Annotated in this window: 20 protein-coding genes, 4 tRNA genes and 1 riboswitch; of the genes, 15 read left to right on the top strand and 9 right to left on the bottom strand. The window is 70.0% G+C overall.

The genetic code is table 11. The annotated features are described in order from the left end of the window. The first annotated feature begins 102 nt into the window (after positions 1-102). Positions 103-174 (top strand) — tRNA-Val (locus tag HDA39_RS09310). Between the two features lie 253 nt (positions 175-427). Here the strand turns inward: HDA39_RS09310 and HDA39_RS09305 are convergent. After that, positions 428-1,048 (bottom strand): response regulator, encoded by a 621-nt coding sequence (locus HDA39_RS09305; protein WP_184794822.1) that lies wholly within the window; start codon positions 1,046-1,048, stop codon positions 428-430. After that, positions 1,045-2,259: a sensor histidine kinase gene (locus tag HDA39_RS09300; RefSeq protein ID WP_238356014.1), complete on the bottom strand. Its 1,215-nt coding sequence runs from the start codon at positions 2,257-2,259 to the stop codon at positions 1,045-1,047. The genes HDA39_RS09305 and HDA39_RS09300 overlap by 4 nt, the downstream gene beginning before the upstream one ends. A 139-nt stretch (positions 2,260-2,398) precedes the next feature. Here HDA39_RS09300 and HDA39_RS09295 point away from each other — a divergent pair, with 139 nt between their 5' ends. Both HDA39_RS09295 and HDA39_RS09290 read left to right on the top strand, forming a co-directional pair. Beyond that, positions 2,399-3,355: an SMP-30/gluconolactonase/LRE family protein gene (locus tag HDA39_RS09295; RefSeq protein ID WP_184794820.1), complete on the top strand. Its 957-nt coding sequence runs from the start codon at positions 2,399-2,401 to the stop codon at positions 3,353-3,355. Next, the gene (locus tag HDA39_RS09290) at positions 3,352-4,578 is read left to right on the top strand and encodes an ankyrin repeat domain-containing protein (protein WP_238356013.1); all 1,227 of its coding nucleotides are present in this window, start codon (positions 3,352-3,354) and stop codon (positions 4,576-4,578) included. The genes HDA39_RS09295 and HDA39_RS09290 overlap by 4 nt, the downstream gene beginning before the upstream one ends. A 1-nt stretch (position 4,579) precedes the next feature. Here the strand turns inward: HDA39_RS09290 and HDA39_RS09285 are convergent, their stop codons facing one another. Next, on the bottom strand, positions 4,580-5,038 hold the full coding sequence (locus tag HDA39_RS09285; RefSeq protein ID WP_337925686.1) for a pyridoxamine 5'-phosphate oxidase family protein: 459 nt from the start codon (positions 5,036-5,038) through the stop codon (positions 4,580-4,582). Between the two features lie 114 nt (positions 5,039-5,152). Between HDA39_RS09285 and HDA39_RS09280 the strand changes: the two genes are divergently transcribed. The 4 genes from HDA39_RS09280 (at position 5,153) to HDA39_RS09265 (ending at position 6,195) form a co-directional block, all read left to right on the top strand. Further along, positions 5,153-5,225, top strand: a tRNA-Gly gene (locus HDA39_RS09280). 29 nt (positions 5,226-5,254) lie between these two features. Then, positions 5,255-5,325: transfer RNA gene (locus HDA39_RS09275), tRNA-Cys, on the top strand. A 24-nt stretch (positions 5,326-5,349) separates the two neighbouring features. Next, positions 5,350-5,421, top strand: a tRNA-Val gene (locus HDA39_RS09270). Positions 5,422-5,637: 216 nt separating this feature from the next. Then, positions 5,638-6,195, top strand: coding sequence for a GNAT family N-acetyltransferase (locus HDA39_RS09265; protein ID WP_184794819.1), 558 nt, complete (start codon positions 5,638-5,640; stop codon positions 6,193-6,195). On the opposite strand, the gene HDA39_RS09260 is transcribed toward HDA39_RS09265, so the two are convergent. From HDA39_RS09260 to HDA39_RS09250, 3 genes are all read right to left on the bottom strand, one after another. After that, positions 6,180-6,923 (bottom strand): SDR family NAD(P)-dependent oxidoreductase, encoded by a 744-nt coding sequence (locus HDA39_RS09260; protein ID WP_184794818.1) that lies wholly within the window; start codon positions 6,921-6,923, stop codon positions 6,180-6,182. The genes HDA39_RS09265 and HDA39_RS09260 overlap by 16 nt on opposite strands. 48 nt (positions 6,924-6,971) lie before the next feature. Further along, entirely contained in the window at positions 6,972-8,036 is a 1,065-nt protein-coding gene (gene rsgA / locus HDA39_RS09255; RefSeq protein WP_184794817.1) for a ribosome small subunit-dependent GTPase A, read from the bottom strand. 212 nt (positions 8,037-8,248) lie between these two features. Next, the gene (locus HDA39_RS09250; RefSeq protein WP_337925685.1) at positions 8,249-9,502 is read right to left on the bottom strand and encodes a YhjD/YihY/BrkB family envelope integrity protein; all 1,254 of its coding nucleotides are present in this window, start codon (positions 9,500-9,502) and stop codon (positions 8,249-8,251) included. Positions 9,503-9,574: 72 nt separating this feature from the next. Here HDA39_RS09250 and HDA39_RS09245 point away from each other — a divergent pair, with 72 nt between their 5' ends. Further along, positions 9,575-11,200, top strand: a complete 1,626-nt coding sequence (locus HDA39_RS09245; RefSeq protein ID WP_184794815.1) for an acyl-CoA dehydrogenase family protein — start codon at positions 9,575-9,577, stop codon at positions 11,198-11,200. Between the two features lie 43 nt (positions 11,201-11,243). Beyond that, a riboswitch (ZMP/ZTP riboswitch) is annotated at positions 11,244-11,325 on the top strand. Positions 11,326-11,352: 27 nt separating this feature from the next. After that, complete coding sequence (locus HDA39_RS09240) at positions 11,353-12,801, top strand: glycine hydroxymethyltransferase (RefSeq protein ID WP_184794814.1); 1,449 nt, start codon at positions 11,353-11,355, stop codon at positions 12,799-12,801. Between the two features lie 50 nt (positions 12,802-12,851). Here the strand turns inward: HDA39_RS09240 and HDA39_RS09235 are convergent, their stop codons facing one another. From HDA39_RS09235 to HDA39_RS09225, 3 genes are all read right to left on the bottom strand, one after another. Further along, complete coding sequence (locus HDA39_RS09235) at positions 12,852-14,771, bottom strand: glycoside hydrolase family 9 protein (RefSeq protein WP_184794813.1); 1,920 nt, start codon at positions 14,769-14,771, stop codon at positions 12,852-12,854. 71 nt (positions 14,772-14,842) lie between these two features. Beyond that, the gene (locus HDA39_RS09230; protein ID WP_238356012.1) at positions 14,843-16,045 is read right to left on the bottom strand and encodes an MFS transporter; all 1,203 of its coding nucleotides are present in this window, start codon (positions 16,043-16,045) and stop codon (positions 14,843-14,845) included. Next, a complete protein-coding gene (locus tag HDA39_RS09225; protein ID WP_184794810.1) occupies positions 16,042-16,608 on the bottom strand; it encodes an ArsR/SmtB family transcription factor in 567 nt (188 codons plus the stop codon). Before HDA39_RS09225 ends, HDA39_RS09230 begins: the two co-directional genes overlap by 4 nt. 408 nt (positions 16,609-17,016) lie before the next feature. Between HDA39_RS09225 and HDA39_RS09220 the strand changes: the two genes are divergently transcribed. Genes HDA39_RS09220 through HDA39_RS09195 form a run of 6 tightly spaced genes read left to right on the top strand, consistent with a single transcriptional unit; the run spans position 17,017 to position 22,564 of the window. Then, positions 17,017-18,705: a nitrite/sulfite reductase gene (locus tag HDA39_RS09220; protein WP_184794809.1), complete on the top strand. Its 1,689-nt coding sequence runs from the start codon at positions 17,017-17,019 to the stop codon at positions 18,703-18,705. Then, entirely contained in the window at positions 18,702-18,851 is a 150-nt protein-coding gene (locus HDA39_RS09215) for a hypothetical protein (protein ID WP_166665480.1), read from the top strand. Before HDA39_RS09220 ends, HDA39_RS09215 begins: the two co-directional genes overlap by 4 nt. Next, on the top strand, positions 18,848-19,534 hold the full coding sequence (locus HDA39_RS09210) for a phosphoadenylyl-sulfate reductase (RefSeq protein WP_184794808.1): 687 nt from the start codon (positions 18,848-18,850) through the stop codon (positions 19,532-19,534). Before HDA39_RS09215 ends, HDA39_RS09210 begins: the two co-directional genes overlap by 4 nt. Next, a complete protein-coding gene (gene cysD, locus HDA39_RS09205) occupies positions 19,516-20,448 on the top strand; it encodes a sulfate adenylyltransferase subunit CysD (RefSeq protein ID WP_184794807.1) in 933 nt (310 codons plus the stop codon). The genes HDA39_RS09210 and cysD overlap by 19 nt, the downstream gene beginning before the upstream one ends. Continuing rightward, entirely contained in the window at positions 20,448-21,785 is a 1,338-nt protein-coding gene (locus tag HDA39_RS09200) for a sulfate adenylyltransferase subunit 1 (RefSeq protein ID WP_184794806.1), read from the top strand. The genes cysD and HDA39_RS09200 overlap by 1 nt, the downstream gene beginning before the upstream one ends. Continuing rightward, on the top strand, positions 21,782-22,564 hold the full coding sequence (locus HDA39_RS09195) for a sirohydrochlorin chelatase (RefSeq protein WP_184794805.1): 783 nt from the start codon (positions 21,782-21,784) through the stop codon (positions 22,562-22,564). The genes HDA39_RS09200 and HDA39_RS09195 overlap by 4 nt, the downstream gene beginning before the upstream one ends. Positions 22,565-22,615 lie beyond the last annotated feature (51 nt).

Raw genomic sequence — 22,615 nt, 5'->3', positions numbered from 1 at the left:
ACGGGGTCTCCGTCCTGCAGCAAGAGTAGCCCGGCCGGTTTCGTACGTCGCCGTTCCATGCGCTATGGTTTCTCCCGAGCAACACCAGCAACACCCCAGAACGGGCGATTGGCGCAGTGGTAGCGCGCTTCGTTCACACCGAAGAGGTCACTGGTTCGAACCCAGTATCGCCCACGAAGTCGATAGGCGACCCATGTCCGCGGAGAGCGCGGAGGGGGTCGCCTTCGTCGTTTTGTGCGGCTGCGCTTCGCTTGCCGCGTTGCGGGGGCTTCGCCACCCGCACCCCCTTGCGCCTTCGCTTCGCTCGGCGGCTGTGGTTGGGGTTTGCTTGTGGTGCCGCGTTCTCCGCACGTCTTCGCTACAGGAGTCCATTCCGGCCTTGCTTCGCTCGGCTGCTGGGGCTGAGGTTGTCTGCTGAGTTCGGTGCTCAGGGAAGTGGGCGGATGATGCGTTGTTCTATTGCTCTGGCTACTGCGGCGGCGCGGGTGTCTACCTCTAGTTTGGTGTAGATGTGGGAGAGGTGGGATTTCACTGTGGCCTCGCTGACGAACAGGCGGCGGGCGATCTCTCGGTTGGATCGGCCGGTGGCGAGTTGGTCGAGGATTTCTACCTCTCGCTCGGTCAGGAGTGGGCCTGTGCGGCGCATCAGGCGGGCTGCTACTGCGGGGGCCAGGATGGCTTCGCCGCGGGCGGTGCCTCGGATTGCTCGGAACAGGTCTTCGGGTGGGGCGTCTTTCAGGAGGTAGCCGGAGGCGCCTGCGTCGATGGCGCTCATGATGTCGGCTTCGGTGTCGTAGGTGGTGAGGACGAGGATCTGCGGGGGTTCTGGGAGGGCGCGTAGGCGGGCGGTTGCTTCGGCGCCGCCTGGGCCAGTGCCCAGGTTGAGGTCCATCAGTACTACGTCCGGCCGGATTGCGGCGACTAGTTGTACGGCGCTGTGGGCGTCGGAGGCCTCGCCTACGACCGACAGGTCGTCCTGTCCCTCGAGTAGCGCCCGCATGCCAGCTCGTACGACGGGGTGGTCGTCGACCAGTGCGACTCTGATCACGACGGGCCCTCGCTGGCGGCTAGCGGGATCGACGCGGCGAGGGCCGTGCCCTCGCCTGGCTCGCTCTCCAGGATGAGGGTGCCGCCGAGCTCGTTCAGGCGTTCGCGGATGCCGGCCAGGCCGCGCCCGCGGTCCGGGTCGGCCTGTGTGCGGTCGACGAGACCTCGGCCGTCGTCGCGGACGTCGAGCACTACCGAGTCTGGTTGGTACGTCAGCGTGACGACGGCGGTCGTGGCGTTGGAGTGCTCGAGCACGTTGGCGAGGGCACCGCGCGCAGTACGCAGCAGGGCTGTCTCCACTTCGGGGCCTAGCGACACCGGTGTGCCGTGGACTTGGACCTGGACGTCGATGCCGCTCACGGCGGCGAGGCGTTCGCAGGTCTGTCGAAGCGCTCCCGGCAGCGCCGGGCGGCCAGAGGCTGCCGCCCCAGACGTCACCACCCCAGACGCCGCCAACTCGGCCGGCGCCAGGTCCCGCACCACCCGTCGTACCTCATCCAGCCCATCCCGCGCAGTCGTCGCCGCTTGCGCCGCATGCTCGCGAGCCGCGGCCGGTCGGTCGTCCCACTCGCGTTCGGCCGCCTGTAGGAGCAGGTTGATACTGGACAGCCCCTGGGCGACGCTGTCGTGGATCTCTCGCGACAGCCGCGCCCGCTCGGCCAGCGCACCGGCCTGGTGTTGCGCGTCGGCCAGGTCCCCCTGCGCCGCATGCAGGTCGTCCAGCAGCAGCTGCCGCGCCACCGCGTCTCGCTCCAGCGCTCGGTACGCCCCAACAGCCAGTACGGCGATGCAGGCCGGCCCCAGCACGATCGTCGGGTCGAGCCGGTCGGCCATGCGGGTCCACTGCACCACTACGGCGGCGACCATCCCGGCCACCACCGCACAGGCAGGCCAGAACGGCAGCACCCGTAGGGCCACGAACGACAGCGCTACGGCGCACCAAGCGAACGAAGGCGCAAGCAGCAACAGCCCGAACCACACCGCAACCAGCAACGCGAGCCACACCCGGCCAGGCAGGACCGGCCCTGCGGCGTACGTCGCCAGCAGCGCCACAGCTCCCGCGAGCACCCACGGTGCCTGATCGCCGAACCCGTGACCGGCCAGGTAGCGGACCGCGGAGGCGAGCACGAGGACGGCGAACGTCGTATGCAGCGCCTTCTCCAGCCCGCCGGCCTGGCCGAGCACAGCGGCCGGTGTGTGTGAAGTCGTCATGTCCAGCTGATGGTAGGCCCGGTCCGCCGGCTTCTGAATCATCCGATCGGCTATCCGGCGGTGGCCGATCACCCGTCGTCGGAGGCGCTCGCACGGACCACGCTGGAGACATCCCGTTCCAGCGATGAGAGGTTCCCCGATGTCCGTCCGCTCCCTGTGCACCACCCTTGTGCTGTCCGTCGCCCTGGCCGGAGTCGTCGTCCCCACCGCGTCAGCGGCGCGGCCGACGACCTACGCACTGCCCGGCGACCTCGGCGGGTCGAAGTTCGAGGGCATCGGGTACGACGCTCGCGCCCAGCGCTTCTACGTCTCCGAGACCACCGGCGGCGAGATCCACCGCGGCCGGCTGCGGTCCGCGTCCGCGACCGAGTGGCTGGCCGGCGACGGTACGGACGGTCGCTGGACCGCCCGCGGTGTCACCGTCGACGCGCGCGGCCGGGTGTACGTCGCGGGCGGGCCGAACGGGATTGATCATCCGGGCGCGCCGGACCTGTGGGTCTACGACCGCGACGGCAAGCTGCTCGCGGCGCTGCGGACCGGCGTACCGAACGCGTTCCTGAACGACCTGGTGATCGGGCCCGACGGCGCGGCGTACGTGACGAACTCGAACGCGCCACAGGTGTTCCGGGTCGCCGAGCGGCACGGCCGCTGGAGCATCCGGACCTGGGCCGACGCGACGGCAACGATCCCGACCCAGACCGGCTTCAACCTCGGCGGCATCGTCCTGTCCCCGGACCGGAGCTCTCTGATCGTAGCCCAGGGCAACGTCGGCAAGCTCTGGCGGTTCTCGCTGCGGACCGGCTCGGTGTCGGCCGTCGACGCCGGTACGGCGGACCTGGCCAACGCCGACGGCCTCGTGCAGGACGGCCGCACGCTGTGGGTGGTGCGCAACTTCTCGAAGGTGCTGAGCACGCTCCGGCTGGCGCCGGACGGGCGGACCGCGCGACTCGTCGCGGCGACTCCCACCGACCCCGATCGGGTGCTCACCACCGCGAAGCTCGCGCAGGGCAGACTGCTCCTGGTCGACAGCAAGTTCGACGAGCTGACCGCGACGCCGCCGTACCAGGTGGTCACGCTGACCCCGCCGCGCCGATGAAGCTGACCCGCGCGCTGTCGGCGGCCGCCGTCATCCTGATGGCGGCAACCGGTTGCTCCACCACCGAAGCCGCATCGCCGACGACTCCGCCGCCCACGACGACACCGCCCACGACCACCCCGAGGCCCTCCATGCCGACCGAGCTCGACCACCAACTCATCGCCGCCGCCTGGAAGAACGACGTCGCCACCGCGCGCCGGCTGATCACCGCCGGCGCCGACGTCAACGCGGTCGACGACACCGTGCAGAGCGCCTTCCTGATCGCTGCCAGCGAGGGGTACGTCGAGCTGCTCGACCTCACGCTGCAGCACGGCGCCGACGTCCGCAGCCTCGACAGCTACCGCGGCACCGCGCTGATCCGCGCCGCCGAGCGTGGTCATGCGGCAGTGGTCGGCCGGCTGATCCGGGCCGGCGTGACGGTCGACCACGTCAACAACCTCGGCTGGACCGCGCTGCACGAGGCCGTCCTGCTCGGCAAGGGCACACCGCAGTACGTCGACACCGTGCGGCTGCTGATCGCCGCGGGAGCCGACCGCGCGAAGCCGGCCGAGCGCGACGGCGTCACGGCAGTGCAGGGCGCGCGGAAGCTCGGCCAGACCGCCGTCATCGCGGCGCTCGAGACCGAGCGCCCGAGTTCGCCCGCGGCCGCATTGCTCGCAGCGGCGACTTCCGGTGACGCGAACGGGGCCGCGGCCGCGCTGGCTGCCGGTGCGCCCATCGAGTCGACCGACAGCAAGCGCCGTACGCCGTTGCTGCTGGCGTCGTCGAACGACCGCGTGGAGGTCGCCCGGTTGCTGGTCGGGCTCGGCGCGGACCCCGACGCTCAGGACGACCGGCAGGACTCGGCCTGGCTCGTCACCGGGGTCACCGGCAGCGTCGCCATGCTCGAAACCCTCCTCCCGGCGCAACCGGACCTCACGCTGCGGAACCGGTTCGGTGGGGTTTCGGTGATTCCCGCCAGCGAACGCGGGCACGTCGACTACGTCCGCCGGGTCGTCAAGACCGGGATCGATGTCGATCACGTCAACGACCTCGGCTGGACGGCGCTGCTGGAGGCGGTCATCCTCGGCAAGGGCACGGGGGCCTGGCAGCAGATCGTCCGCCTTCTGCTCGCCGCCGGCGCCGATCCGTCGCGTGCGGACAGTGACGGGGTCACTCCGCTGCAGCACGCCGAGCGGCGCGGGTACGACGAGATCGCGACGATTCTCCGCGGGGCGCGCTAGCTCAGACGAGCCACTGGCCGTCCAGCATCAGGTCGCGACCGTCGAGCTCGTTCGCCTCGCGCCAGGACTGGATCCGCACCGGCGTCACCTCGAAGTACGGGTACGTCGCCTTGAGCCCCCGCGGGTCGAAGCCGGTCTTCTCGGCAAAGGTGTCGCCCTGCTCCTGGGTGGGCGTGAAGCGTTGCGCCGTCCCGGTGATCAGTACGACGTCCCGCGTGCCGCCGACGGCCAGGTGGAGGTGCCCGCTGGCCTGGAGGTTGAGGCTGGTGGGGTTGCGGGAGGCGGTGGAGAGGATCAGCGTCGCGCCGTTCCAGAGGAAGGAGAGCGGGACCAGGTACGGGACGCCGTCCGGCGAAGCGGTCGAGACCCAGGCGTCGATGTCGGTGGTCAGGCGCTCTAGTGCATCGGCTTTGCGGGTGGCAAGGGGGCGCGCGGGAGCGGGCAGGTTGGTCTCCGTCACATCGGAAGTGTGCCAAATCAGAGGGTTCAGGAGCGTGAGATACCGATTTTTCTTGGCCCCGAAAGTGCGCTACTGTTCTGCTCTCGCAGGGAGCCAAAAGCACCCGGCGAGAGTGCGAACGTAGCTCAGTTGGTAGAGCGCAACCTTGCCAAGGTTGAGGTCGCCGGTTCGAACCCGGTCGTTCGCTCGGAAGAGGTCAGCAGGCTGAGACTCTGTGGTGGAGTGGCCGAGAGGCGAGGCAACGGACTGCAAATCCGTGTACACGGGTTCGAATCCCGTCTCCACCTCGCAAACCTTCAAGAACTTCATACGGACGATTGGCGCAGCGGTAGCGCGCTTCCCTGACACGGAAGAGGTCACTGGTTCGATCCCAGTATCGTCCACGTCATCGGCGGCGGTCTGTGCCCACGGAAAGCGTGGGCCGGGCCGCTTCCGTCATTTTGTGCGGCGGCTTCGCCGCCGCGGGCGGGGGCTTCGCCACCCGCACCCCCTGTTGGTGGCCGGTGTTCGTGGGCGGGGGCTTCGCCACCCGCACCCCCTGTTGGCGGCTGGTGTTATTGCCTGGTGGTTGGTCCCGGGGACTGTTTGAATCCTTGGGCATGAGCTCTGTGTGGGTGGGTGAGCGGGTCCGCTTGCGGGCGATCGAGCCCGAGGACTGGGCGGACTTCCAGCGGTTCGACCAGGACAGTGAGCTGCAGCGCAACGTCGACATGGTGCACGCGCCGCGGTCGGCGGTCGCCATGCAAGCCTGGGCCGAGGAGCAGGCGACGCTCGGCGAGAAGGACGACCGGCTGCAGCTCGCGATCGAGGCGATCGAGACCGACACCGTGGTCGGTGCGTGCTCGACCAACGACACCAGCCGGCGGTGCGGGCGGTTCAGCTACGGGATCGCGATCGGGCGCGAGCACCACCGCCACGGGTACGCGAGCGACGCGGTGAAGGTGCTGCTGCGGTTCATGTTCGAGGAGCGGCGCTACCACAAGGCCGAAGCCGGCGTCTACGCCTACAACGACGCGTCGATCGCGCTGCAGGAACGGCTCGGGTTCCAGCGCGAGGGTCAACTCAGGGATCACGAGTTCCTGGCCGGCGCCTACCAGGACCTGATCATCTACGGCATGACCGCGGAGGAGTTCGCCGCGCTTCACATCCGCAAGTGAGACCCGCCGTTGAAGTCGAGCACGGTCCCGGTGGCGAACTCGGCGGCCGGTGAGGCCAGGTAGAGGATCGCGGCCGCGACCTCCTCCGGTGCGGCGACACGTTCCAGCGGGCTCTCCATCCGCCGACGCTCGTAACCGTCGCCGGCGAGCGCATCCGCGGCCATGTCGGTGGTCGTCCAGCCGGGCGCGATGGCCGTCACCGCGATGCCCTCCGGGCCGAGAGCTCGCGCCAGCGACTGCGAGAGCGACACCAGGCCGGCCTTGCTCACGCCGTACGCCGGCTGGTTCGGCTCGCCGCGGAACGCGCCTCGCGACGAGACGTTGACGATCCGGCCGCCGCGGCTCATGTGCTGCACTGCGCACCAGCACGCGTTCGCGGCGCCGACCAGATTCACCCCGAGCGTGTCGGCCCAGGCTCGCTGCCATTCCTCGTACGACGTACGCCGGATCGGGTGGGCCGAGTAGACCGCCGCGTTGTTGACCAGCACGTCGATCCCGCCGAGCCCGGCCGCGGCCTCGTCGACCATCCCGCGGATCGCGTCGGGGTCGGCCAGATCAGCCTGGACGACGACGTGCCCCTCCCCCGGCAGCTCCTTCAGCACCTCCGCGGCAGCCGAGGCCGAAGCGCCGTAGTGCACGGCAACCCGATCCCCAACGGCGGCAAACGCCTTGGCGGTTGCCGCGCCGATTCCCCGTGAAGCTCCTGTCACCAGCACCGATCGACTCATACCCCGGAGTCTTTCACCGAGCCTGATCGCCCACCCTGGCCGGATCGTTCACTGCCGCGGCGTGATGTCCTTGCGGTAGTTCGTCGTCTGGCGGGCCCACTCCTTCTTCGCCTCGGCCCGCAGCCGGGCATCCGTCCGCCGGGCCATGAACGCCGCCTCCCGCTGCAGCTTCATCCAGCTCTCGTACCGCCGGACCGGAAGGGTGCCGTCGGCAAGGGCTTTCTGCACCGCGCACCCGGGCTCCGTCTGGTGGGCACAGTCCCTGAACTTGCAGTGCTCGGCCAGCCCGCTGACGTCCGGGAACGCCGCGGCCAGCCCCTCACCGAACTCCTGCAGCCCGATCCCCCGCAGCCCCGGCGTGTCGATCACGACTCCGCCCTGCGGCAGCAGGATCAGCTCACGCCGTACGGACGTGTGACGTCCCTTGCCGTCCTCACGGATCGCCTGGACGTCGAGCAGCTTGACACCGGCCAAGGCGTTGACGAGCGACGACTTGCCCGCGCCGCTGACGCCGAGCAGCGCCATCGTGGCGTTGCCGGCCAGGAGCTCGCGCACCTCGGAGATCCCCTCACCGGTGGTCGCACTGCAGACCAGTACGTCGGCGCCCGGCGCGGCCGTCGCGACGTCCTCGGCGATCGAGTCGGCGTCGCCGACGAGATCCGACTTGGTCAGTACGACGACCGGGTGCGCGCCGCTCTCCCAGGCCAGGGCGAGGAAGCGTTCGATCCGGCCGATGTTCGGTTCGGGGATCAGGCCGACGACGATGGCGATCACGTCGACGTTGGAGGCGAGCACCTGGCCGCGCGACGAGCCGCCGACCTCGGCGCGGACGATCGCCGTCCGGCGGGGAGCGATCGCGTCGAGCGTGATCCGGTCGTCGGGCCAGCACCGCAGCGCGACCCAGTCGCCGGTGCACGGGGACGACTGCGCGTCCTCGGCGACCGCGGCGAGCACGCCGCCGGACCAGCTGGCGCGGACCGGGCCGTCCTCGGTGAGAACGGTGGACAGGCCTTTGTCGACGCGGATGACGCGGCCGTGGATCAGGCCTGGAAAGGCCGAGAGGTAGTCGGCCGTGGACTGGTCCAGGCCGAGGGATTCGAGCGTTGCCGACATGGTGCGACGAACCTTTCGGGAGGCCCGGCCGCGGAGATCAGCTCGGCGGCCGGACGGTGCGGGAGAGAGCAGGCCCATCGGCTCGGTGGTCCTCGTGGGCCAGATCGGAGTTCATGGTCGTCTCAACTCCCTTCGGTGGTCCTGGCCGCCGGATCCGGCGGACTGTCGCGGTACGGCAAGCGTAGGTCGACTTGCGACCCACCGCATCGGAATTACGACGGGGTGCTTTCGGTCCGGTTCGCCTGGACGACCTTGTCCGCGTCGGCGCGCGCGGGCGGCTCTTCGGCGGGCCCGACCGGCGCCGGTTCGGCCTTCGCCTCGGCGGGCTTCTCGGCGCGAGGAGCCCGGGCCGCGGGCTTCGCCACGGCAGGCGTCGGCTTCCCCGCGGGAGGCTTCTCCACGGCAGGCTTCTCCGGGATCGACAGCTCCTTCTCGGGAGCGTCGTTGGACGGATAACCGACCGCATGCCCGGGCGGATCCACCGGCGACCCCGGCGACATCGCCTCGACGGTCCGCGCGAGCTTCACCTCAGGCCGCAGCTCGCCCGGCGTCAGGGGCTCGTCGTCGTGGTGCGGGTCGGGCTCGGCCTTCATCACCGGCTCGGCGGCCTCGCGCCGCGCCTTGTGCGGCCACAGCCGGTCGACGACGGCATTCAGCGCGGCACCGATCAGTACGGCGATCGCCGTCATGTACAACCACATCAGGACGGCGATCGGCGCCGCCAGTGGGCCGTAGATCGACGTACCGCCGACGGTGCTCTGCAGGATCCAGCGCAGCACGAAGCTGCCGAGGATCCAGATCGACAGCGCCAGGAACGAACCCGGCAGGTCCGAGACCCACGGCGTCCGGACCGGCACCGACAGGTGGTACAGCGTGTTGAGGAAGCCCGCCGACAGGATCGTGACGACGGGCCAGTACAGCTGGTTCAGGAAGTCCAGGCGGTGCGGCAGCAGCGCCTCGACCGCGTCCGGACCGGCCAGCACCAGCGGCAGCACGATCACGCCGATGACCAGCGCCGCGCAGTACAGGCTGAACGACAACGCGCGGGTCCGGACGATGCCGCGCTTGCCGCCCATCCCGTACATGATCGTGATGGTGTCGACGAACACGTTGAGCGCGCGGCTGCCCGACCAGAGCGCGAGCACGAAACCGATCGAGATGACGTCGGGGCGGCCGCCGTTCAGGACCTGGTTCAGCGTCGGCACGATGACGGTCTTGACCGAGTCGTCGGTCAGCGCCCGCGCCGCCAGGTCGGCGATCTGGATCTTGATGTCCTCGATCGTCTCGACCTCGAAGTACCGGCTGGCGATGAAACCGATCGAGCCGGCCAGCCCGAAGATCAGCGGCGGCAGCGAGAGGATCGCGAAGAACGCTCCCTCGGCGGCCAGCCCGGTGACCCGGTACCGCAGACAGGTGCCGACGGTCTGGGTGATCAGCTTCCAGGTCGTCGCGGGGATACGTCGCACCCAGGCGAGTGAGACCGACGTCCCACCGCCTCGCGCTGACCCAGAGCGTGCCATACCGCTTACCGTACTGACATGGCGGACCCAAACGCTGTAACGAATCAGGCTCCCCCACTTCACGGAGTGAACTTCTTCACCCAGGACTCCTCCCTCGGTGACGCTCTGCGCCCGCACGGAGACCTGGCGAAAGATCCGGCGCTGGCCGCGCTCGGAGAGCTCGCGGGAACGCAGGAAGCGCTCTCCCACGCGCTCCCGGCGAACCAGAACTCGCCGGTGCTGAAGACGCACGATCGTTACGGGAACCGGATCGACGAGGTCGAGTTCCACCCGTCGTGGCACTGGCTGATGGACAAGGCCACCGGCTTCGGGCTCCAGGCCGCGCCGTGGACGAGCGACCGGCCGTCACCGCATCTGACCCGCGCGGCCGGCTTCTACGTCTGGTCCCAGGTCGAGCCGGGCCACGGCTGCCCGATCTCCATGACGTACGCCGCCGTACCGGCTCTGCGCGCGTCCGAGTCGCTCGGCGCCGAGTGGATCCCCAAGCTCGCGTCCACCCAGTACGACGTCCGCCGGCTGCCCGTCGCCGAGAAGACCGGTGTGCTCGCGGGCATGGGGATGACCGAGAAGCAGGGCGGCTCCGACGTCCGCGCCAATCAGACGACGGCGATTCCGACCGGCAGCGGAGACGAGTACCTGCTCACCGGGCACAAGTGGTTCTGCTCGGCGCCGCAGGCCGACGTGTTCCTCGTCCTCGCGCAGGCGCCGGAAGGCCTGAGCTGTTTCGTGGTCCCGCGTGTTCTTGCTGACGGCAACCGCAACGTGTTCGCGCTGCAGCGACTCAAGGACAAGCTCGGCAACCGCTCCAACGCGTCCAGCGAGGTCGAGTTCAGCGGCACGGTCGGATTCCGTCTCGGCGACGAGGGCGCCGGGGTGCGCACGATCATCGAGATGGTCGCCGCGACCCGGCTGGACTGCGTGCTCGGGTCCGCGGCGCTGATGCGGCGCGCGCTGGTCGAGGCGACCTGGCACACGTCGTACCGGAGTGCCTTCGGGGATCTGCTGCGTGACAAGCCCGCGATGCGCAACGTGCTGGCCGACCTGGCGATCGAGAGCGAGGCGGCAACCGCTCTCGCGATGCGGCTCGCGGCCGCGGTCGACGCGTCCGAGGCGGGCGACGAGCAGGCCAAGGCGTTCCGCCGGATCGCGCTGCCGCTGGCCAAGTTCTGGGTCTGCAAGCGGACGCCGATGATGGTGGCCGAAGCGCTGGAGTGCCTGGGCGGCAACGGGTACGTCGAGGAGTCCGGGCTGCCGCTGCTGTTCCGCGAATCGCCGCTCAACTCGATCTGGGAAGGCTCGGGGACGGTCAACGCGCTCGACGTACTGCGTGCGCTGCGGCGGCCCGAGTCGCTGCAGGCCTGGCTGACCGAGGTCGGCGCGGTGCGTGGCGCCGACCATCGGCTGGACGCGGCGGTGACCGACGTACTGGAAGCGCTCTCCGACGTTTCCGAGGCCGAAGCCGGCGCGCGCCGGCTGGCCGCGCGGATGGCGGCGTGTCTGCAGGCTTCGCTGCTGGTCCGCTACTCGACGCCCGACGTCGCCGACGCTTTCGTGGCCTCGCGACTGGCCGGCGACTGGAGTGGAGTGTTCGGCACACTGCCCCGGACGACGCCGTTCGGGGCCATCGTGGACCGCATCTTCTGACCGGACAGGGAGTTGTCCGGCCTGGCGCCGTCACACGCTAGGGTTACCGCGTCGCGACTGGCGCGTGAGGTGGAGAACCACCGGGGAGCGAGAAGACGTCGGCACCGTGCGCCTGGGTGCCGCGACCGAGTGCAACCGCAGGAGAGACGACGATGACTCAACCCTTCGACGCGACGGCCGCGTCGGCCGCCTACCGCAACGCTCTCGAGGTCATCGGCGCGGTCGAACCGACCGTCGCCGGCGCCATCCGCTCCGAACTGGAAGACCAGCGCTCCTCGCTGAAGCTGATCGCGAGCGAGAACTACGCCTCCCCCGCCACCTTGCTCACGATGGGCAACTGGCTGTCCGACAAGTACGCCGAAGGCACCGTCGGCCACCGCTTCTACGCGGGTTGCCAGAACGTCGACCTCGTCGAGCAGACCGCCGCCGACCACGCGAAGGCGTTGTTCAACGCGCCGCACGCCTACGTGCAGCCACACTCCGGGATCGACGCCAACCTGGTCGCGTTCTGGGCCATCCTGGCCAACCGGATCGAGTCCCCGGCGCTGGCCGAGGCGAGCGCCAAGCACGTCAACGACCTGTCCGACGAGGACTGGACCAAGCTGCGCAAGGCGCTCGGCGACCAGAAGATGCTCGGCATGTCGCTGGACGCCGGCGGCCACCTGACGCACGGTTTCCGCCCGAACATCTCCGGCAAGATGTTCCACCAGAGCTCGTACGGCACCGACCCGGAGACCGGGCTGCTGGACTACGACAAGGTCGCCGCGACCGCGCGCGAGTTCAAGCCGCTGATCCTGATCGCGGGCTACTCGGCGTACCCGCGCAAGGTCGACTTCGCCAAGATGCGCGAGATCGCCGACGAGGTCGGCGCGACCCTGATGGTCGACATGGCGCACTTCGCCGGGCTGGTCGCGGGCAAGGTCTTCACCGGCGACTTCGACCCGGTCCCGCACGCGCACGTCACCACCACCACGACCCACAAGTCGCTGCGCGGCCCGCGCGGTGGCATGGTCCTGTGCCAGCCCGAGTACGCCGACGCTGTCGACCGCGGCTGCCCGATGGTGCTCGGTGGCCCGCTCAGCCAGGTGATGGCGGCCAAGGCCGTCGCGCTGGCCGAGGCGCGCCGGCCGGAGTTCCAGACCTACGCGCAGAACGTCGCCGACAACGCGGTCACGCTGGCCGAGGGCCTGATGAAGCGCGGCGTGAAGCTCGTCACCGACGGCACCGAGAACCACCTGGTCCTGCTCGACGTCTCGTCGTACGGGATCACCGGGCGGCAGGCCGAGTCGGCGCTGCTCGACGCCGGCATCGTCACCAACCGCAACGCCGTACCGCGTGACCCGAACGGCGCCTGGTACACCTCGGGCGTCCGGATCGGTACGCCGGCGCTGACCACCCGCGGTTTCGGTGGCGACGAGTTCGACAAGGTCGCCGAACTGATGGTCGACGTCCTGTCGAGCGTCACGCCGACCACCACCTCGGCCGGGGCGCCGTCGAAGGCGAAGTACGTGCTCGCCGACGGCGTCGCCGACAAGGTCCGCGCGGCCTCGGCCGAGCTGCTCGACAAGCACCCGCTCTACCCGGGCCTCGACCTGAACTGAGTCTCTCGAGAGCGCGTGCCCCCGTCTGGTGGCACGCGCTCTCTGCTTTCTCAGAGGTTGAGGGCGTAGACCGCGATCGCCGCGAAGTCGTCGGCGGGCTCCGAGGACTGCCAGGAGCGCACGTCGTCGACGTACCGGGATCCCTTGCCGGTGAAGGGTTCGTAGCGGTCCACGCCGTTGGACGGGCATGGGCGCATGTTGTCGAGGTTGTCGCCGAGGCCGTCGGCGAACAGGTCCGCCGAGTTGGGACCGTTGACGACGGCACCGATCAGCGGGCGGTTCTGGAGGTTCGCGATCTGGTGGTGCGGGCAGCGCTCGACCTGGGCGCCGACACCGATCATGAACGGGACGCCCCACGGGTTCGCGCCGAAGTTCCAGTCGAGCTGGCGGGCGCCGAAGGTGTCGTAGCGCCGGTCGCCGCTGACCTCCCGGTAGAGGCGAGCGGTCGCCGCCAGACCGAACGCATGCGGCACGGCGTCGAAGTTGTCGTACTGGGCGCCCGCGCCGAAGGGCTCGGCGGCTGCTCGCCGGACACCGATCTCCAGCTGGGCGCGGAGGTCAGCGGTCACCGCGGCCGTGTCCACTCGCGACGAACGAGCAGGCGTCCGATCGGCCGTGCGATCGGGCGTGCGATCGGCGCCGGAGAGCGCGATCCGGCGATCTGCCCGCGCGGCGCGGATCAGGTCGGCGTGGGCGAGCGCGCTCACGTCGTACAGGTTGAAGGTGTCGCCGCCGGCTTCGTGCTCGAGGTACTGGCCGGCCCAGTAGTTGGCCATCTGCAGCCAGGTCCGGGCGCGCGGGTCGCGGAGCCTCTGCGCGGCGAGGGCCAGCTCGGCAGCGCCCAGCTCGAGATCATCGCGCCACGCGCTCTCCGGGTAGAACGCGAACGGGAGCGACGTGACCAGTTGGCTCACGCCGGTCGTCTTCGCCTGCGCGTAGATCTGCGCGGCCGTCTCCAGGTGCCGGCGGGCCTTCGTCGGCGACACCTCGACCTGCGCGGCCAGCGCGAACGCGGCGGCCGTCCGGCCGGCCAGATTCGGGCTGATCAGCTGCCCCGGCGCTGCGGCGCGGAAGACTGGGCGGTTCTTCAGGAAGCGCTCGCTCGGATCGGCGAGCGTGTCGTCGACCTCCGGGAGCCGCCATACGTCATGGTCGCCGACGAACGTACCCTCGGCGTTCCCGGTGCCGACGCCGACCTGGATGTAGAGCGTCCTGGTCCGCTCGTCCCACATCTTGTCCAGCCAGTCGAGCCCGTGCCGCGCTTCCTTCAGCAGCGCCGGATTCCGCCGCCGGCCGTCCCGAGCCGATGCCCACAGCAACGAGTCCGAGTACGCCGCGATGTGGGTGAACTTGAGGTAGTCCCCCGCGTCGAACCACCCGCCCTCGACGTCGACCGGCCCGCCGACCTTGCGCAGTTCACCGGTCGACTGGTCCGTGTCCGGCCCGGTGAACACCGGCCAGTCGTAGACGGAGGCGGCCCGGTCGGTCAGGTGCGACGCCTTGCGCCCGAGCGGACCGCTCGGCACGTGCGCGCCGTCGCGCTGCTCGGCGAAGAATCCGACCGCCTTGTCCGCGGCGGCCTCCTCCAGGCCGTGCTTCACCTCGAAGACCGGCGACGTCGAACCCTCGACCTCGACGCGATACTGACCCGGCCACCGGACCGCCGAGAAGTCGATCCGGTGGACGCGCGGGTACGCCGCGTTCCACTCCCCCGCGTCCGCGGCCACGCGCCCGGTCAGGACCCGACGGCCGTGCCGGTCCAGCACCGAGAACTTGGCTCCGGCCTGATCCGCGCCGCTCATCAGGTAGCCGATCTTGGCCGCGCCCGCGGCGTACCCGAGCTGGTTGACCCGGACGAGCCCTCGCGGTTGGTCAGCGGCGGCCGGAGCTCCCGCCGCCAGCAGGCTCGCGATCAGAGCAGCCAGAGCGACCGGCACGATCCAGGTGGCACGACGACGGAAGGGGCGCATGGCGGGCTCCTCGACGTTCAACCGTTAGGAAACTTTCCTATTGGTCGCCACAAAGTAGCGCCCGCGTACGGTCAGGTCAATCGGTGGGCCGACCAGATCATCACCCCGGCGAAGATCGCGCCGAGCAGGCCGCAGGCGAAGGGGATTCCGGCCCCGGAGATCAGAGCGCCGAAGCCGGTCATGGCCAGCGGCATCAGGGCCTCGTCGGACAGGCTGACGATGCTGCTCGTGCGCCCCAGGTACGCCGGGGAGATGGTCTGCTGGAACGCCGCCGACAACTGCGCCGAGGCGAGTCCGGCGGTGAATCCGATCACGCCCATCGCGACGAAGACGCCGGCGCGGGGCGCGACGCCGATCGCGGCGCAGCCAGCGGCCTGGAGGATGAGCGTGAGCAGGCCTGCCCGGGCGAGGTTGGCCGGCTTCCAGCGCATGGCCAGTACGGCGCCGGTCGCGGCGAGCAGGCCCGAGCACGCCTGGAACAACCCGAGCGAACCGGCACCCCAACCGGCCGCCGAGGTCCGCTGCACCAGGCCGACGGCGAGCACCGGTCCGACGCAGAGGTTGAGCCCGAAGAACGCGATCACCAACGTCCGCGCGGGGAGGTCGCGACGTAGATATCCGAAGCCTGCGGTGAGATCGGCGCGGATCGACGAGCCCGCGGACGCCACCTGCGGGAGCCGCGGGCGGACGACCCAGGCCAGCGCGATCGCGATCACCCCGAAGGAGATCGCGTCGACCACCATCACCGCGGCGAGCCCGCCGTGCGCGACCAGGAACCCGCCGAGCGGCGCCCCGACGAACACCGCGAGGCGGTTCGCCAACTGGGTGCCCGCGGCAAGCTTCACCAGATCGTCGGCGCGCACCATCCGCCGCGGCATCGTCCCCGCCGCCGGCGTGTAGAGCGCGTCCACGAGCCCGAACAGCACCGCCACGACAAGCAGCAGCGCCAGCGAAACCCCAGCGATCGCGACCATCACCGCGGCCCCGGCCAGGACGAGGATCCGCCCGAGATTGGCCAGAATCATCGTCCGCCGCGCATCCAGCCGATCGGCCAGCGCCCCACCCCACAACAGCACCAGCGCCCGAGGCAAGGCCCCGATCCCCATCACCAGCCCGGCCCCCGCCGGCGAAGTCACCTGCGTCGCACTCCACGCCAGCCCGACGTACCAGGCCACATCCCCCACCTGCGAAACCGCCGCCGAAAAAATCCACCCCTGCACCCGCCGATCCCGCTTCAAGGGCGGAAAAACAGGGCCTTCCTGGACCGTGGTCATGGCCGGGCCGGTACGGCGTGGGCGAAGACGAAGACGGGGTGGGCATCCTCGCCCTCCGACGGCTCGTCGGCGTACTCCTGGATGAGCGCGCCGATCCGCGCCCCCAGCTCCTCCAACCGCTCCGGCGTCACCGTCACCCAGCTCTCGGTCGCCACCGCCGCGCGAACCCACGGCTCGGCGTACTCCGAGCGCAGACCGAACCACTGCCGGACCTTCGTCGTGTGGTGTGTGAGGTTCGCCTCCTCGGCGGTCTCCGCGACCAGCTCGCCGGCGGGGTCCCCACCGGCGTCCGCGATCGACCACGAGTACGACGCCTTGGCCGAGCGCCACCAGCGTTCGCGCCGGGTCTTGGCCAGTTCCGGCGCCTCCTCGATCACCCCGGCGGCCGCCAGCACCTTCAGGTGGTGACTGATGTTCCCGACCAGTTCTCCGGTCGCCTCGGCCAGCCGCGACGCGGTCGACGGCCCGTTCACCCCGAGCAGGTCGATCAGCCGCCGCCGCAGCGGGTGATGGATCGCGGCGATCACGGACGGGTCGGCGGTACGCCGGTTCGCGGGGCTCATCGCACCACCGTAGCCAAGACAAGAACTCTTGCACAAGGCCTCTTGCAGATCACGAACTGAGCGCAAAGAATCACGACCGATTCGGTGCACTTATCCGCATCGTGAGAACGCATCTCGGGATGCAGGATAGGGAGTTGATTTGTCAGCCGCCTGCGCTGATCGTTGTGACCATGCTCGCTGCCCAGTCAACCCACCTCGTAGGTCGGATTCACGTCGACCTCGGGCGGATGCGCAGCGCCATCTGTTGTCCTTCGACGATCTGACAGCCACCCTGCTCGGGCCCCTCACGGCCCCCTGATCACCTGATCACCGCTGGGTGCGCACCGCGCAGACCGGATCGAACCGACGACGTTTCGAGCCTCCATCGCGAGAGCGCACCTGTCTGTAGAGACAAGGACACGCCCCCAGATGACTGGCGTCACCTCTGCTCCCCGCAAGCCCGCCCGCCCCCGCAAGGGCAAGGGCGAAGGTCAGTGGGCGCTCGGCTACCGCGAGCCGCTGAACAAGAACGAGGAGAACAAGAAGAACGACGACGGCCTGAACGTCCGGGCCCGGATCGAGAACGTCTACGCGCACGCCGGGTTCGACTCGATCGACCCCGCCGACCTGCGCGGCCGGTTCCGCTGGTGGGGCCTGTACACGCAGCGCAAGCCCGGGATCGACGGCGGCAAGACCGCGACGCTGGAGCCCGAGGAGCTGGACGACAAGTTCTTCATGCTCCGGGTCCGGATCGAGGGCGGCCAGCTGAGCGCCGAGCAGCTCCGGGTGATCGCGGAGGTGTCCAGCACCTACGCCCGCGACACCGCGGACATCACCGACCGGCAGAACATCCAGCTGCACTGGATCCGGGTCGAGGACGTGCCCGCGATCTGGGAGAAGCTCGAGGCGGTCGGCCTGTACACGACCGAGGCCTGCGGCGACGTCCCGCGGGTGATCATCTCCAGCCCGGTCGCCGGCATCGCCGCGGACGAGATCATCGACCCGACACCGGCCATCGACGACATCGTCGAGAAGTACATCGGCAGCCAGGAGTTCTCCAACCTGCCGCGCAAGTTCAAGACCGCGATGACCGGTCACCCGTCGCACGACGTGGTGCCCGAGGTCAACGACATCAGCTTCGTCGGTGTCGTCCACCCCGAGCACGGCCCGGGCTTCGACCTCTGGGTCGGCGGGGGCCTGTCCACCAACCCGATGCTCGCTCAGCGCGTCGGGGCGTGGATCCCGCTCGACGAGGTGCACCTGGCCTGGAAGGGCGTCGTCGGCATCTTCCGCGACTACGGCTACCGCAGGCTGCGGACCCGCGCCCGGCTGAAGTACCTGGTCGCCGACTGGGGCATGGACAAGTTCCGCGAGGTCCTGGAGAGCGACAAGTACCTCGGCCGGAAGCTGATCGACGGCCCCGCGCCGGAGATCCCCGCCGTCCAGGGCGACCACGTCGGTGTCCACCAGCAGAAGGACGGCCGGTACTACGTGGGCGTCGCGCCGGTCGTCGGCCGGGTCTCCGGCAGCACGCTGGCCAAGGTGGCCGACGTCGTCGCCGCGCACGGCTCGGACCGGATCCGGACCACCGCCCAGCAGAAGTTCATCGTGCTCGACGTCGAGGAGTCCAAGGTCGAGTCGCTGGTCTCGGCGCTGGCCGAGCTCGGCTTCCAGGCGCGGCCGTCGGCCTGGCGGCGCAACACGATGGCCTGCACCGGGATCGAGTTCTGCAAGCTGGCGATCGTCGAGACCAAGGCCCGCGCGGCCCAGCTGATCGACGACCTCGAGGAGCGGATCCCCGACCTCGACGTCCCGATCACGGTCAACGTGAACGGCTGCCCCAACTCCTGCGCCCGGATCCAGGTCGCCGACATCGGGCTCAAGGGCCAGCTGGTGATGGATGCCGAGGGCAAGCAGGTCCCCGGCTACCAGGTCCACCTCGGCGGCGGGCTCGGTCTCGACGCCGGCTTCGGCCGCAAGCTGCGCGGCCACAAGGTCACCTCCGACGGGCTCACCGACTACATCGAACGCGTCACCCAGAACTACCTGAAAGAGCGGTCCGACGGCGAGCGTTTCGCCCAGTGGGTCGTCCGTGCCGACGAGGAGGCTTTGCAATGAGTGAACGCGCTGCACCTCTCTACTGCCCGTACTGCGGGGACGAGGACCTTCGTCCGTCGGAGGAAGGGCACGGCGCCTGGGAGTGCCGGCCGTGTGCACGGGTGTTCCAGCTCAAGATGATCGGACTGCGGGTGACGGTGGAATGAGTACAGACCTGAAGACGCTCGCCGAGGAGGCGAACGAACGACTGGCCGACGCCTCGGCGCAGGAGGTGCTGGCCTGGGCGCGGGAGACGTTCGGTGACGAGCTCGTCGTGACCGCGTCGATGGCCGACGGCGCGCTCCCCCACCTGGCCGCCGAGGTCGCTCCGGGCGTGGACGTGCTGTTCCTCGACACCGGCTACCACTTCGCCGAGACGATCGGCACCCGGGACGCGGTCGCCGCGACGCTGCCGATCAACCTGATCAACGCCCTCCCGAAGCAGACCGTCGCCGAGCAGGACGCGGAGTACGGCAAGGATCTGTTCGCGACGGCGCCGGACAAGTGCTGCGCGCTACGCAAGGTCGAGCCGCTGAACCGGGTGCTGTCCGGCTACAAGGCCTGGGTGACCGGCGTACGGCGGGAAGAAGCACCGACCCGCGCCAACACCCAGGTCGTCGAGTACGACGAGAAGCGCGACATGGTCAAGCTCAACCCGATCGCCCCCTGGACCCAGGACGACCTCGACGGCTACATCAACGACAACGGCGTCCTGGTCAACCTGCTCCAGTACGACGGCTACCCGTCGATCGGCTGCCAGCCGTGCACGAAGCAGGTCGCCCCGGGCGAGGACCCCCGCAGCGGCCGCTGGGCCGGCCAGGGCAAGATCGAATGCGGGTTGCACACGTGACCGCCGTGAGCTTGCCCCCGGCAACTGTCACCGAGCTGGACGCGCTCGAGAGCGAGTCGATCTTCGTCTTCCGCGAGGTGGCAGCGGAGTTCGAGCGGCCGGTGATCCTGTTCTCCGGTGGCAAGGACTCGATCGTGATGCTGCACCTGGCGCGGAAGGCGTTCGCGCCGGCCGGTGTGCCGTTCACGCTGCTGCACGTCGACACCGGGCACAACTTCTCCGAGGTGCTGGACTACCGCGACGCCACCGTCGGCGCGCTCGGGCTGCGGCTCGAGGTCGCCCGCGTGGAGGACTACCTGGCCGACGGCCGGCTGCGCGAACGGTCCGACGGCACCCGTAACCAGCTGCAGACGATCCCGCTGCTGGACGCGATCAACGCGCACCGGTTCGACGCCGTGTTCGGCGGCGGCCGGCGCGACGAGGAGCGCGCCCGGGCCAAGGAGCGGATCTTCAGCCTGCGCGACGAGTTCGGTCAGTGGGACCCGCGCAACCAGCGGCCCGAGCTGTGGTCGCTCTACAACGGCAAGCACAAGCCGGGCGAGCACGTCCGGGTGTTCCCGCTGTCCAACTGGACCGAGCTGGACATCTGGAACTACATCGACCGCGAGGACATCCCGCTCCCCAGCATCTACTACGCCCACGAGCGGGACGTGTTCGAGCGCGACGGCATGCTGCTGGCCGTCGGCCCCTACTCGCAGCCGCGCACCGGCGAGGACGTCACCCGCCGCGTGGTTCGGTACCGCACCGTCGGCGACATGTCCTGCACCGGCGCGGTCGCCTCGACCGCGGCCACCCCGGCCGAGGTCGTCGTCGAGGTCGCCGCCAGCGAGATCACCGAGCGCGGCGCCACCCGCGCCGACGACCGCGCCAGCGAAGCCGCCATGGAAGACCGCAAGCGAGAGGGGTACTTCTGATGAGCACCACTCACGCGACCGCCGAACTGCCCGACCTGACCCAGCTCGCCCAGCGCAAGTTGTTGCGGCTGGCAACGGCCGGATCGGTCGACGACGGCAAGTCCACGCTGGTCGGCCGGCTGCTGCACGACTGCAAGGCGATCCTGGCCGACCAGATCGCGCACGTGCAGACCGTGTCCGAGGCCCGCGGCGGCGACTTCGACTTCGCGCTGCTCACCGACGGCCTGCGGGCCGAGCGCGAGCAGGGCATCACGATCGACGTCGCCTACCGGTACTTCGCGACCGACAAGCGCTCGTTCATCCTGGCCGACTGCCCCGGGCACGTGCAGTACACCCGGAACACGGTCACCGGCGCGTCCACCGCGGACGTCGTCATCATCCTGGTCGACGCCCGGCACGGCGTACTGGAACAGACCCGCCGGCACCTGGCCGTCGCCGGACTGCTCCGGGTCCCGCACGTCGTCCTCGCCGTGAACAAGATCGACCTCGTCGGGTACGACGAGCAGGTCTTCCGCGGCATCAGCAAGGACGTCAGCGAACTCGCCGACCAGCTAGGCATCGCCGACGTCCAGGCGATCCCGGTCTCGGCCCTGGTCGGCGACAACGTGGTCGACCACTCCCCGAGCACCACCTGGTACGACGGCCCGACGCTGCTGGAGTTCCTGGAGAACGCCTCCGGGCGCTCCGACGCCTCCGGCCGGCCGCTGCGGTTCCCGGTCCAGTACGTGATCCGCCCGCAGACCGACGACCAGTACCGCGACTACCGCGGCTACACCGGAACAGTTGCCTCTGGCACCGTCTCGGTCGGCGACCAGGTGATCGTGCTCCCGGCCGGACGCCGTACGGCGGTCGCCGGCATCGACCGCGCCGTGGTCAGCGCCACCTCGACCGCGGTCGAGGAACGCGCCTCCGCCGTCGCCGGCGAAGCCGTCACGGTTCGGCTGGCCGACGACCTCGACGTGGCCCGCGGCTCGGTCATCGTCGCGGCCGAGTCCTCCCCCGGCACCCGCCGGGAACTGTCGGCCACCGTGTGCTGGCTGTCGGACCGCCCCCTGTCGGTGGGCGCCCGGCTGCTGATCAAGCACACCACCACGACCGCCCAGGCGATCGTCACCAAGATCAACGGGGTCCTCGACCTCGACACGCTCGGAGTCATCGACGCCGCCGGGCTCGACCTGAACGACATCGGCAAGGTGCAGCTCAAGATCGCCGCACCGCTGGCCGCCGATCCGTACTCCAGCAACACCATCACCGGATCGTTCCTGCTCATCGACGCCCACGACGGGTGGACGCTCGCGGCCGGAATGATCGACGAAGAAGAAGGGGAACTGCTGTGACCGCACCTGCGCTCGTAGTCCTCGCCCACGGCAGCCGCGATCCGCGATCGGCCGCCACCGTCCACTCGCTGGTCAAGTGCCTGCGCGAGCTGCGGGACGACCTGCGGATCGAAGCCTCCTTCCTCGACCACTGCCCGCCCACGCCGTACCAGGTCCTCGGCAAGCTCGCCGCCGAAGGTGTCGAGGAGGTCGTGGTCCTGCCGCTGCTGCTCTCGACCGCCTTCCACGCCCGGGTCGACATCCCGGCCGTGATCGACGAGGCCCGCGGCCGGTTCCCGAACCTGCGGATCATCGCCTCCGACGTGCTCGGGTACGACGAGACGCTGCTCGACGTACTCGACCGCCGGATGCGCGCCGAGCTCAAGGACAGCCGGGTACGCGAGCTCGACGCGCTCGTGCTCGCCTGCGCCGGATCCAGCGACGCCCAGGCGAACGCGGCCGTCACCCGGCTCGCCCGGCTCTGGGGTCAGCGGCACAAGCTCCCGGTCACCGCGGCGTTCACCACCGCGGCGTCCCCGAGCCCGGCCGAAGCCGTCCTGCAGTGGCGGCTCGAGGGTCGCCGGCACGTTGCCGTCGGCTCCTTCTTCCTGGCCCCCGGCGTACTGCCGGACCGCGCCGAAACCACCGCCCGCAAGGCCGGTGCCGTCGCGGTCTCCCGCCCGCTCGGAGTCAGCGCCGAGGTCGCCCGCCTCGTCATGCTCCGCTACGGCGTAGCCGGCCTGGACCTGCTCACGCTTGCTGCACCGGCCCCGCGCCCGCAGCTGGTTCGAACGGCCTGACCGGCACGCTGCACGGAGCGTCGCCACTCGTCCGCCGCACCGGACCGGCTC

Source organism: Kribbella italica, from assembly GCF_014205135.1.
Taxonomy (GTDB): Bacteria; Actinomycetota; Actinomycetes; order Propionibacteriales; family Kribbellaceae; genus Kribbella; species Kribbella italica.
The sequence above is the reverse complement of the archived record's forward strand: the minus strand, read 5'-3'. Positions and strand labels throughout refer to the sequence as shown.

Coding starts and splice junctions, on each gene's coding strand:
- HDA39_RS09225 (WP_184794810.1), bottom strand. CDS start 16,608: ATGAGCCCCGCGAACCGGCGTACCGCCGACCCGTCCGTGATCGCCGCG.
- HDA39_RS09215 (WP_166665480.1), top strand. CDS start 18,702: ATGAGTGAACGCGCTGCACCTCTCTACTGCCCGTACTGCGGGGACGAG.
- HDA39_RS09200 (WP_184794806.1), top strand. CDS start 20,448: ATGAGCACCACTCACGCGACCGCCGAACTGCCCGACCTGACCCAGCTC.
- HDA39_RS09230 (WP_238356012.1), bottom strand. CDS start 16,045: ATGACCACGGTCCAGGAAGGCCCTGTTTTTCCGCCCTTGAAGCGGGAT.
- HDA39_RS09240 (WP_184794814.1), top strand. CDS start 11,353: ATGACTCAACCCTTCGACGCGACGGCCGCGTCGGCCGCCTACCGCAAC.
- HDA39_RS09300 (WP_238356014.1), bottom strand. CDS start 2,259: ATGACGACTTCACACACACCGGCCGCTGTGCTCGGCCAGGCCGGCGGG.
- rsgA (WP_184794817.1), bottom strand. CDS start 8,036: ATGTCGGCAACGCTCGAATCCCTCGGCCTGGACCAGTCCACGGCCGAC.
- HDA39_RS09235 (WP_184794813.1), bottom strand. CDS start 14,771: ATGCGCCCCTTCCGTCGTCGTGCCACCTGGATCGTGCCGGTCGCTCTG.
- HDA39_RS09210 (WP_184794808.1), top strand. CDS start 18,848: ATGAGTACAGACCTGAAGACGCTCGCCGAGGAGGCGAACGAACGACTG.
- HDA39_RS09290 (WP_238356013.1), top strand. CDS start 3,352: ATGAAGCTGACCCGCGCGCTGTCGGCGGCCGCCGTCATCCTGATGGCG.
- HDA39_RS09265 (WP_184794819.1), top strand. CDS start 5,638: ATGAGCTCTGTGTGGGTGGGTGAGCGGGTCCGCTTGCGGGCGATCGAG.
- cysD (WP_184794807.1), top strand. CDS start 19,516: ATGCGGGTTGCACACGTGACCGCCGTGAGCTTGCCCCCGGCAACTGTC.
- HDA39_RS09220 (WP_184794809.1), top strand. CDS start 17,017: ATGACTGGCGTCACCTCTGCTCCCCGCAAGCCCGCCCGCCCCCGCAAG.
- HDA39_RS09260 (WP_184794818.1), bottom strand. CDS start 6,923: ATGAGTCGATCGGTGCTGGTGACAGGAGCTTCACGGGGAATCGGCGCG.
- HDA39_RS09295 (WP_184794820.1), top strand. CDS start 2,399: ATGTCCGTCCGCTCCCTGTGCACCACCCTTGTGCTGTCCGTCGCCCTG.
- HDA39_RS09245 (WP_184794815.1), top strand. CDS start 9,575: ATGGCGGACCCAAACGCTGTAACGAATCAGGCTCCCCCACTTCACGGA.